Origin of the sequence: Aerosticca soli (assembly GCF_003967035.1) — a bacterium.
GTDB lineage: Bacteria > Pseudomonadota > Gammaproteobacteria > Xanthomonadales > Rhodanobacteraceae > Aerosticca > Aerosticca soli.
The window spans coordinates 70189-80000 of sequence record NZ_AP018560.1; the positions used below are offsets into that span (position 1 = coordinate 70189).

A 9812-nucleotide genomic window follows, 5' to 3' on the forward strand; every position below is an offset into this window, starting at 1 on the left:
TTCCAAAGGGGGCGGCGATGCAGACGGCAGGCTGGAGGCGGGGCGCAAACGACTGGCGACGGCTGCTGCCGCTGGCGGCCGGCACGCTGCTCCTCGGGCTTGGCCTGTTCTGCGCCTGGCAGACCTGGCTGATCGCCGTCGAGCAGGGCGCCGCCGAGCGCGTCGAGCAGTCCCAGCAGGAAGCGGTCCGCGCCGTCGGCGAGGAGATCGCCGCCACCCGCACGCGCGCCAGCGAGGCGCTGGCGACGATCGACCCGATCGTGCAGGACGATCCGGCGCTGCTCGCCGCCGCCGTGCGCCGGCGCTTGCCGCAGGTGCTCGCGGTCGAGGTCTACAGTGCCGGGCTGGACGAGGTGCTGCATGCCGACTATCGCACCTTCGGCTATGCCAAGGCCGCGCAGCTGCTGGCCGCGCAGGCCGACGACGGTATCGCGCCGGTGCAGAGCGTCAGCGTGAAGGGTGAGCGCCGCTTGAGTCTGGTCTTGCCGCTGGGGCCGGCCAGCCAGCCACGCGCCTGGCTGTGGCTGGAGTTTCCCTTCGCGCCGATCAAGCAGCGTTTCACGGCAGTTTCGCCGGCAGGCGGCAGACTGGAGCTGCGCCAGGGCGACGAGCGCGGCGAACTCAGCCTGCTCGCCACCGGGTCCAGCGCGGCCACGCTCGCCACGGTCGTGGCGGTGCCGGGCAGCAGCTTCAGCGTCAGTGCGGGGCGTCCGGAGGCGTTCATCGTGCTGCCGCGCAGCTGGCTGCTGGCCGCCTGCCTGGCCGTGCTGGGCATCGCCGGCGGCGCTTACGTGTTGTGGCGGCGCGTGCATCCGCGCGGCTCGCCGGATTTGGAAACCGAGGAGATCATGGTGTCGGATATCAAGCTCAACCAACCCCAACCGGCCCGGCCGGCAGTCCGCGAGGCCGCACCGGCGGCGGCGCGGGTCGAAGTCGACGCGGGCATCTTCCGCGCCTACGACGTGCGCGGCGTGGTCGGCAAGACGCTCACCGCCGAGGTGGCCCGCGTGCTCGGCCAGGCGATTGGCGCGCTGATGCGCGAAAAGCAGCTCACCGAGATCGTGGTCGGCCGCGATGGCCGGCTGTCCGGCCCGGAGCTCGCCGGGGCGCTGGCCGACGGTCTGCGTGCCGCCGGCATCGACGTCATCGACGTCGGCGCGGTGCCCACGCCGGTCATCTACTACGCCACTTACCGTTTCGAAACCGGCAGCTGCGTCGCCGTCACCGGCAGCCACAATCCGCCCGACTACAACGGCTTCAAGATCATGGTCGGCGGCGAGACGCTGTCGGAGGGCGCCATCCAGGATCTCTACCGCCGCATCCGCGCGGGTGACCTGCCGGGCGATGGCCATGGCGGCCTGCGCCAGGTCGAGATCGTGCCGGACTACATCGAGCGGATCACTTCCGACGTGCAGGCCGAGCGGGCGCTTAAGGTGGTGGTCGATTGCGGCAACGGCATCCCCGGCGCGGTCGCCCCGCAGGTGCTGGAAGGCATCGGCTGCGAGGTGATCCCGCTCTATTGCGAGGTCGACGGCCACTTTCCCAACCATCATCCGGACCCCTCCGACCCGCACAACCTCGAGGACCTGATCCTCGCGGTCAAGAAGACCGGGGCCGATCTGGGCGTCGCCTTCGACGGCGACGGCGACCGGCTCGGCGTGGTCAGCCGCGAGGGCGAGATCATCTACCCCGACCGCCTGCTCATGCTGTTCGCCCGCGACGTGCTTTCGCGCCGCCCCGGCGCGACCATCATCTACGACGTCAAATGCACCGGGCATCTCAAGGAGGAGATCCTCGCCGCCGGCGGCAGTCCGTTGATGTGGCGCACCGGACACTCCCTGATCAAGGCCAAGATGCGCGAAACCGGCGCCGAGCTCGCCGGCGAGATGAGCGGCCACTTCTTCTTCAAGGAACGCTGGTACGGCTTCGACGACGGCATCTACGCCGGTGCGCGGCTGCTGGAGATCCTGGCCGGGGATCCGGCCGGGCGCAGTCCCGAGGAGATTTTCGCCACGTTGCCCAAGGGCGTGTCCACGCCCGAGCTCAAGATCCCCATGGCCGAGGGCGAGCATTACCGCTTCATCGAGAAGTTCAAGCAGTCGGCGCATTTCGAAGGCGCCACCCTGGTTACCATCGACGGCGTGCGCGCCGATTGGCCGGACGGCTGGGGGCTGGTGCGCGCGTCCAACACCACGCCGGTGCTGGTGCTGCGCTTCGATGCCGACGACAAGGCCGCGCTCAAGCGCATCCAGGACGCCTTCCGCGCCGAACTGCTCAAGGTCGAGCCGAACCTCAAGCTGCCGTTCTAGTCCTCAAGGGTGGCCGGCCGAGGCTGCTTCGGCCGGCGCCTGTACCGCCTGCAGCGCCCGGTAACGGGCAAGATCCACGGCGGCCTGGCGTTCGGCCGTCGCCCGCGCTTCCTGGACGCGTTGCAGCGCGTCGCGCTGTGTGGCGACCACGTTGCGCTGCTCGGCGATGCGATCGCTCAGCGCCGCCGGCACCGGCTGCTTGGCGTGCTCCAGGTCGCCGGCCCGGGCGAGCAGGTCGGCCAGGGTCTTTTCCTGGTTGCGCAGGTTGATGCGGGTGGTCTCGATCTCCTGGTCGATGCTGTCCAGGCGATCCTTCTGCGCACGCCGGAACGCGGCTTCGGTGGGATAGGCGGCCAGCAGCTGCAGCTCGTTGCGCCGCTCGGCCTCCGCGGCGCGGCGCGCGGCGGCCTGGGCGGCGGCCTGACGCTGCTGCTCGGCGCGCTCCTGCGCGGTCGGCGGCCGGTCCACGTGCCGCACCACGCCGCCCTGGTCGCTGATGACGTCGTAGCCGAAACGCAGGGCGTCGGCGCTCAGGCTGTCGCTGTAGTGCGGCAGGCCATGCTCATCGACCCACTTGTAGCGCACGCCGCCGCCCGCCTGCTGCCCCCAGGCCTGGAACGCCGCGATCAGGGCGGCCGTGGCGATAAGACTCGAGCGCATGCGGAAGAACCCCCTGCTGTCCTTAAGGCCGCAGTATAGCCAGCGAAATCCATGTGCCCGGAGGCGTCCTCACGCACTGCCGTAGCGCGCCCGATAGGCGAGCAACCGGGCGCGTTCGGCGGCCAGGGTCGGATGTTCGTCGAGATAGTCGAGCAGGTCGTCCAGTCGTGCGATGGCGAACACCGGAATGCCGAAGTCGCGGCTGACTTCCTGCGCCGCCGAAAGCTCGTCCCGGCCGCGTTCCTGGCGGTCCAGCGCGATCAGCACGCCGGCCGGGGTGGCGCCGTGGGCGCGGATCAGGGCGATCGATTCGCGCACCGCGGTGCCGGCGGTCAGCACGTCATCGACGATCAGCACCCGGCCGGCCAGCGGCGCGCCGACCAGCAGACCGCCTTCGCCATGTGCCTTGGCCTCCTTGCGGTTATAGGCCCAGGGCAGGTCGCGGCCATGCCGGTCGGCCAGCGCGATGGCCGTGGTGGCGGCCAGCGCGATGCCCTTGTAGGCCGGGCCGAACAGCATGTCCACCGCCAGACCGGATTTCTCCAGTGCGGCCGCATAGGCGCGGCCGAGCCTGGCCAGCCCCGCGCCGGTGTCGATGCGGCCCAGATTGAAGAAATACGGACTGACCCGGCCGGATTTGAGCGTGAACTCGCCAAAGCGCAGTACGCCGTATTGCAGGGCCAGTTCGATGAAGTCGCGCTGGTAATCGTGCATGCGAAGGTCCGTTCGGGCGGTAGTGCTTTTGGGGAAAGCGGCGGGATTATCGCCCGGCAGGGTAGCGCGGCGTCCGGTTGCTATGATCGCCGGCGGGTCTTCGCACGGTCGGTTTTTTTTCATGCGTGTCATCAGTTTCAACGCCAACGGCATCCGTTCGGCGGCGAGCAAGGGCGTGTTCGACTGGCTGCGGGCGCAGCAGGCCGACGTGGTGTGCGTGCAGGAGACCAAGGCGCAGGAGGACCAGCTCGCCGATCCGCAGTTCCGTCCCGACGGCCATCACTGCTTCTATCGCGACGCCAGCAGCAAGAAGGGCTACAGCGGCGTGGCGATCTATGCGCGCCGCGAGCCGGACGAGGTGCGCACCGCACTGGGCTGGGAGGCTTTCGACAACGAGGGTCGCTACATCGAGGCGCGCTTCGGCCGTTTGAGCGTGGTGTCGCTGTACGTGCCATCGGGTTCTTCCGGCGAGGAGCGCCAGCGCTTCAAGTTCGCGGTGATGGACTGGCTCGCGCCGATTCTCGATGGCTGGCTCACCAGCGGCCGCGACTACGTGCTGTGCGGCGACTGGAACATCGTGCGCAGCGAGAAGGACATCAGGAACTGGAAGTCCAACCAGAAGAACTCCGGCTGCCTGCCCGAGGAGCGCGCCTGGCTCAACGGCCTGATCGCGCGCGGCTGGGTGGATACCTACCGCAGCCTGCGTCCCACCGGCGAGGAATACACCTGGTGGTCCAATCGCGGCCGCGCGCGCGAGAACGACGTCGGCTGGCGCATCGACTATCAACTGGTGACGCCCGCCCTGCGCGAGCGCCTGAAGGACTGCGCGATCTACCGCGAGCAGCGCTTTTCCGACCACGCGCCGTACATCGTCGACTATGCCGACTGAGCGCGGGCGGCTCACGATCTGGCGCGCCTTCACCCAGCCGGCGGCGGGCACGCTGGCGCTCCTGGGTTTTGCCTCGGGGCTGCCGTTCCTGCTGGTCGCCGGCACCCTGGCCTACTGGCTCAAGGAAAACGGCATCGCGCTCAAGGACATCACCATGATCGCGAGCGCCGGCATGACCTATGCCTGCAAGTTCCTCTGGGCGCCGCTGCTGGATCATGCGCAGGTGCCGGGCTTCGCGCGGCTCGGCCGGCGTCGCGGCTGGCTGCTGTTCGCGCAACTGTGCATCGTCGCGGGACTGGTGGCGATGGCACTGCTGACGCCGGCGCGGCGGCTGCCATTCATCGCCGCCACGCTGCTGGTGGCCTTCTTCGGGGCCACCCAGGACATCGCCGTGGACGCCTACCGCATCGAGATCGCGCCGCCCGACCTGCAGGGTGCGCTGGTGGCGACCTACGTGCTGGGCTATCGGCTGGGACTGCTGCTCGCCGGCGCGGTGGCGCTGATCCTGGCCGATCACGTGTCCTGGCGGACGGTCTATCTGCTGATGGCCCTCGCCATGGTGGTGCCGATGATCGCCACGTTGCTCGCCCGCGAGCCTGCCGAGGTGCCCGTGCGTACGCGCGGCTGGAGCGAGGCGCTGCGTTTCGGGCTCGTCGATCCCTTCGTCGACTTCTTCCGCCGCCACGGCGTCGCCACGGCCTGCGTGGCGCTGGCCTTCATCCTGCTGTTCAAGGTGCCCGAGCAGGCCACGATCGGCGGCATCATGGGGCCGTTCTATCGCGACATGCAGTTTTCCAAGACCGAGATCGGCGCGATCACCAAAATCTATGGGGTCTGGATCGGCATCGTCGGCGCTTTTGTGGGCGGGGCGGCGGTGGCGCGCTGGGGCGCCTGGCGCACGCTCGGCGTGACCATCGTGCTCTGCGGCTGCAGCAATCTCGGCTACCTCGCGCTCATCACCCATCCCGGCCATCTTGCCGTGCTGACCCTGGTGATCTCGGCGGAGAACCTCACGCTCGGCATGCTCGGGCCGCCGACGGTCGCCTTTCTGTCGATGCTGGTCGACCGGCGCCATACCGCCACCCAGTACGCGCTCTTGAGCTCGCTGGTCAATCTGCCGGGCAAGCTGCTCGGCTTTTTTGCCGGCGGCATCGCCACCGCGATCGGTTACGGCGGCTATTTCGTGCTCACCGTGGTCGCCCTGATCCCGGCGATGGCGCTCTATGCCGTCCTGGGGCGGCGCCTGCGCGGTGGCGGTGGCATCCCGGCGGCCTGAACGGCCTGCGCCGTCCGTTTCGGTGCCTCGACTTCTGTGCCACCATGGGGCGTGCAGGGGCACTCCAACGGGAGCGGCGCATGTCCGATCTCCTCATTCGTCACATCGACGCCGCGATGGTCGAGCGCATCAAGACCCTGGCCCGCGAGCGGCGCTGGACGATCAACGATGTGGTGCTGCACGCCCTGCGTAGCGGATTGGGCCTTGCCGCGGCCGGGCAGATTTCGGCCGAGACGTTGCTCGATTCGAGCAGCCTGGTGCTGCCGGGGCAATGGGACGCGAGTGAAAAGGCGGCCTTTCAGGAGGCCATGCAGGCATTGTCGGCCGCGCCCTCGCCACGCTTTGCCAACGATCAGGACTGAGCGCGCCAGGGCGCCGCGTAAAGCGCGCCCAGCACGCGGGGGCCACGCGCCCCGGTGACGGCCGGCAGGTTGCCGGGCAGGCCGAGCACGCGCTGGCGTGCGAGCCAGGCAAAGGCGATGGCTTCCAGGTAATCCGGATCGACGCCGCAGGCCGCCGTGCTTTGCAGCCGTCGCGGCGCCAGCCGCTCGCGCAATCGTGCGAACAGGGTCCGGTTGTGCACGCCGCCGCCGCAGACCAGCACTTCGGCCGCGTCGGCGGCATGGCGCTCGATCGCCTGGGCCACGCTCTCGACGGACAGCGCCAGCAAGGTGGCCTGGACGTCGGCGCCGTCGAGCTCGGCCGCGCCGGGATACCGTTCCAGCAGCCACTGCAGATGAAAATGCTCGCGGCCGGTGCTCTTGGGCGGCGGCAGCGCGAAATACGGATCGGCGAGCAGCGCCGTCAGCAGGGCCGCATCCACGCGGCCGGCGGCGGCGAAGGCGCCGTCGCGGTCGAAGGGCTGGCCGCACTGGCGCTGACACCAGGCATCCAGCAGCCCGTTCGCGGGGCCCGTATCGAAGCCGTACACCTGGCCGTCGGCCCCGAGCACGGTGAGATTGGCGATGCCGCCCAGGTTCACCACGGCGCGGGTCTGGCCGCTGCGGGCCAGCAGCATCGCGTGCAGCACTGGCAGGAGCGGCGCGCCCTGACCGCCGGCGGCGACGTCGGCGCGCCGGAAGTCGGCGACGACCGTAAGGCCGGTGCGCTCGGCGATGACCGCGGCATCGCCGAGCTGCAGCGTGAACGGCAGCGGTCCGCAGGGACGATGGCGCACGGTCTGGCCATGCGAGCCGATCGCGCGCACCGCGGCGGCGGGCATCCCGGCCTGCGCGAGCAGGTTCAGGGCGGCCTGCGCGAAAGCCTGGCCGATGGCCACGTCGAGGCGGCCGAAGGCATCGAGATCGATCTCCCCCTCGCCCTGGGCCACGGCCAGGATGCGCTCACGCAGCTCATCCGGCCACGGATGGGTCAGGGCGCCATGCAGCCTCGGGCCGTCCGCGGTGAATGACACCAATGCGGCGTCGATACCGTCGACGCTGGTCCCGGAGATCAGGCCGAGATACGGCGCGGCGCCCTCATCCACCGGTCAGTCGTCGTTGCGGGCCAGGCTGCCCGCGTGGGCCAGCTTCAAGGTGTCGTCGAGCGCCTTGAGCCGTGCCAGCTGCGGCCGCACCACCTCGGCCTTGAAGCGGGCAAGCTGGGTGGGCGGCAGCGGTTCGGGCTTGGGCAGCGTCACCGATTGCGGGTCGCGCTGCACGCCGTTGACGCGGAATTCGTAATGCAGGTGCGGGCCGGTCGCCAACCCGGTCATGCCGACGTAGCCGATCACCTGACCCTGCGCCACGTGCTGGCCGAGCCGCACGGCGGCAAAGCGCGACATGTGGCCATAGGCGGTGCTGATCGCGCCGTTGTGCTGGATGACCACGAAATTGCCGTAACCGTTCATCCAGCCTTTGTATTTGACGACGCCGTCGCCGGCGGCATGGATCGGCGTGCCGGTCGGCGCGGCATAGTCCACGCCCTTGTGCGCGCGCATGCGTCCCAGGATCGGATGCAGACGGGCCACGCTGAAGCCGGAGGAGATGCGGGTGAAATCCACCGGGATGCGCAGGAAACTCTTCTGCAGGGGGCGGCCGTCCTCACTGAACCAGCCGTAGTTGCCGTCGGCCTTCTTGAAGCGGTAGGCGGTGTAGCGATGCCCCTGGTTGACGAATTCGGCGGCCACGATGTCGCCCTCGCCGAAATAGCTGCCGTCGCGATACACGTCGTCGTAGATGACGGTGAAGCTGTCGCCGTCGCGCAGGTCCTGCACGAAATCGATGTCGTACTTGAAGAGATCGGCCAGCTTGCCGACCATCGCCGCGCTCATGCCAGCCTTGGCGCCGGCAGCGAACAGCGAGCTTTCGATGCGGCCGTGGGCGACGTGCTCGCGGCGCTCGAGCGCGCGCGCCTGGATCGTGAGTTTCGGCATGCCACCATCGAAACGCAGCACGGCACGGCTGGATGGGTCCTTGTCGAAACGGAAACCGATGAGGGCGCCGTTCGCATCCAGGAGGAAATCGAATTCCTGCTGCGGGCGGATGTTGTGCAGGGCATGCGCGGCCGGCCCGGCGGCATCCATGACCCGCTGCAGGTCGGCAAGACTGAGGCCCACATCCTGGAAGATGTCGGACAGCGTCTGACCTGGACGCACCTCGACCGCCTGCCAGTCTTCCGCGAGCGGCGCCTGGGCGGTCAAGGCCGGCGTCTTGGGCAGCGTCAGCGGCAACACGTCGTGGCGGGTGGCCACCGGTTCCGGACGCATGGCACTGCCCCAGGCCGGGAGAATGAATCCGGCCAGGGCAGTGACCAGGAGGGCGGTGCCGGCGAGGATCCAGCGTTCGCGATGCCAGCGTATGGGCTCGACTTCCTGCTGATGGCTGAACGACCAATGGGCACAGCGCGCATAGAAATGCGAATGCCGGCGCTGCGCCTTGCGACGCATGGCCTCTTTGCGTGCGCGGGTGACCTCGGGGTTTTTCGCCATCGCCCTGTGACCTGCTTCCGGTTCAGCGGCGGCTACCATAGCGGCCGTGCGGAAACCGAGTCAACGCCTTGTCGATCAAAGGTTTGCGCGAGGTAGACGGTTAACGCACAATTAACCGTTGATCCTTTGTTTTTGGACACCTATGACTGCCGATCTGCAAGACGCGCTGGCCATCCTCGGCCGCGGCACTGCCGAGATCATCAAGGAGGAAGAACTGCGCGAGCGTCTGCGCCAGGGGCGCCCCTTGAGGATCAAGGCCGGCTTCGACCCCACCGCCCCCGATCTGCACCTGGGCCACACCGTGCTGCTCAACAAGATGCGCCAGTTCCAGGATCTGGGGCACCGGGTGATCTTCCTGATCGGCGACTTCACCGGCATGATCGGCGACCCCACCGGCAAGAACGTCACCCGCAAGCCACTCAGTCGCGAGGACGTGCTCGCCAACGCCGAGACCTACGCGGCGCAGGTCTACAAGGTGCTCGACCGCGAGCGCACCGAGGTGCGCTTCAATTCCGAATGGTTCGACAAGATGAGCGCCGCCGACATGATCCGGCTGGCCGCGCAGCACACCGTCGCGCGCATGCTCGAGCGCGACGATTTCGCCCGGCGTTATGCCGCCCACCAGCCGATCGCCATTCACGAATTCCTCTATCCGCTGGTGCAGGGCTACGACTCGGTGGCGCTCCAGGCCGACGTCGAACTCGGCGGCACCGATCAGAAATTCAACCTGCTGATGGGGCGCACACTGCAAGAGCACTTCGGCCAACCGCCGCAGATCGTCCTCACCCTGCCGTTGCTGGAGGGCTTGGACGGCGTGCACAAGATGTCCAAGTCGCTGGGCAACTACATCGGCATCGACGAGCCTGCCATCGACATCGTCACCAAGACGATGAGGATCGACGACGACTTGATGTGGCGCTGGTTCGAGCTTCTGAGCTTCGAGGTGTCGCTGGACGAGTTGGCGCGTCTGCGCCATGACGTCGAGAACGGCGTGCTCAATCCGCGTGACGTCAAGCTGCGGCTGGCGCGGGAGTT

General features: G+C 68.6%; 9 protein-coding genes (1 of these 9 running past the window's edge). 5 read left to right on the forward strand and 4 right to left on the reverse strand.

The genetic code is table 11. From position 1 onward, the window contains the following. Positions 1-17: 17 nt before the first annotated feature. On the forward strand, positions 18-2309 hold the full coding sequence (locus ALSL_RS00330; RefSeq protein ID WP_126535580.1) for a phosphomannomutase/phosphoglucomutase: 2292 nt from the start codon (positions 18-20) through the stop codon (positions 2307-2309). 3 nt (positions 2310-2312) lie between these two features. On the opposite strand, the gene ALSL_RS00335 is transcribed toward ALSL_RS00330, so the two are convergent. Together ALSL_RS00335 and pyrE are read right to left on the reverse strand one after the other, a co-directional pair. Next, positions 2313-2969: a DUF4124 domain-containing protein gene (locus tag ALSL_RS00335; RefSeq protein WP_126535582.1), complete on the reverse strand. Its 657-nt coding sequence runs from the start codon at positions 2967-2969 to the stop codon at positions 2313-2315. Between the two features lie 69 nt (positions 2970-3038). Continuing rightward, positions 3039-3683, reverse strand: a complete 645-nt coding sequence (gene pyrE, locus ALSL_RS00340) for an orotate phosphoribosyltransferase (protein ID WP_126535584.1) — start codon at positions 3681-3683, stop codon at positions 3039-3041. Positions 3684-3804: 121 nt separating this feature from the next. Between pyrE and ALSL_RS00345 the strand changes: the two genes are divergently transcribed. From ALSL_RS00345 to ALSL_RS00355, 3 genes are all read left to right on the forward strand, one after another. Further along, a complete protein-coding gene (locus ALSL_RS00345) occupies positions 3805-4572 on the forward strand; it encodes an exodeoxyribonuclease III (RefSeq protein WP_126535586.1) in 768 nt (255 codons plus the stop codon). Beyond that, positions 4562-5848, forward strand: a complete 1287-nt coding sequence (locus ALSL_RS00350) for an AmpG family muropeptide MFS transporter (protein WP_231700245.1) — start codon at positions 4562-4564, stop codon at positions 5846-5848. The genes ALSL_RS00345 and ALSL_RS00350 overlap by 11 nt, the downstream gene beginning before the upstream one ends. Positions 5849-5928: 80 nt before the next feature. Next, complete coding sequence (locus tag ALSL_RS00355) at positions 5929-6210, forward strand: hypothetical protein (RefSeq protein WP_126535588.1); 282 nt, start codon at positions 5929-5931, stop codon at positions 6208-6210. Here ALSL_RS00355 and ALSL_RS00360 read toward each other — a convergent pair. Further along, the gene (locus ALSL_RS00360) at positions 6201-7334 is read right to left on the reverse strand and encodes an anhydro-N-acetylmuramic acid kinase (RefSeq protein WP_126535590.1); all 1134 of its coding nucleotides are present in this window, start codon (positions 7332-7334) and stop codon (positions 6201-6203) included. The two genes, ALSL_RS00355 and ALSL_RS00360, sit on opposite strands and share 10 nt — an antisense overlap. Positions 7335-7337: 3 nt before the next feature. Then, positions 7338-8777, reverse strand: coding sequence for an OapA family protein (locus ALSL_RS00365; RefSeq protein WP_126535592.1), 1440 nt, complete (start codon positions 8775-8777; stop codon positions 7338-7340). A gap of 142 nt (positions 8778-8919) precedes the next feature. Between ALSL_RS00365 and tyrS the strand changes: the two genes are divergently transcribed. Further along, positions 8920-9812, forward strand: the 5' portion of a protein-coding gene (gene tyrS / locus ALSL_RS00370) for a tyrosine--tRNA ligase (protein ID WP_126535594.1). 325 nt of this gene lie beyond the right edge of the window; the window shows 893 of its 1218 coding nt (coding positions 1-893); its start codon is at positions 8920-8922; the stop codon falls past the right edge of the window.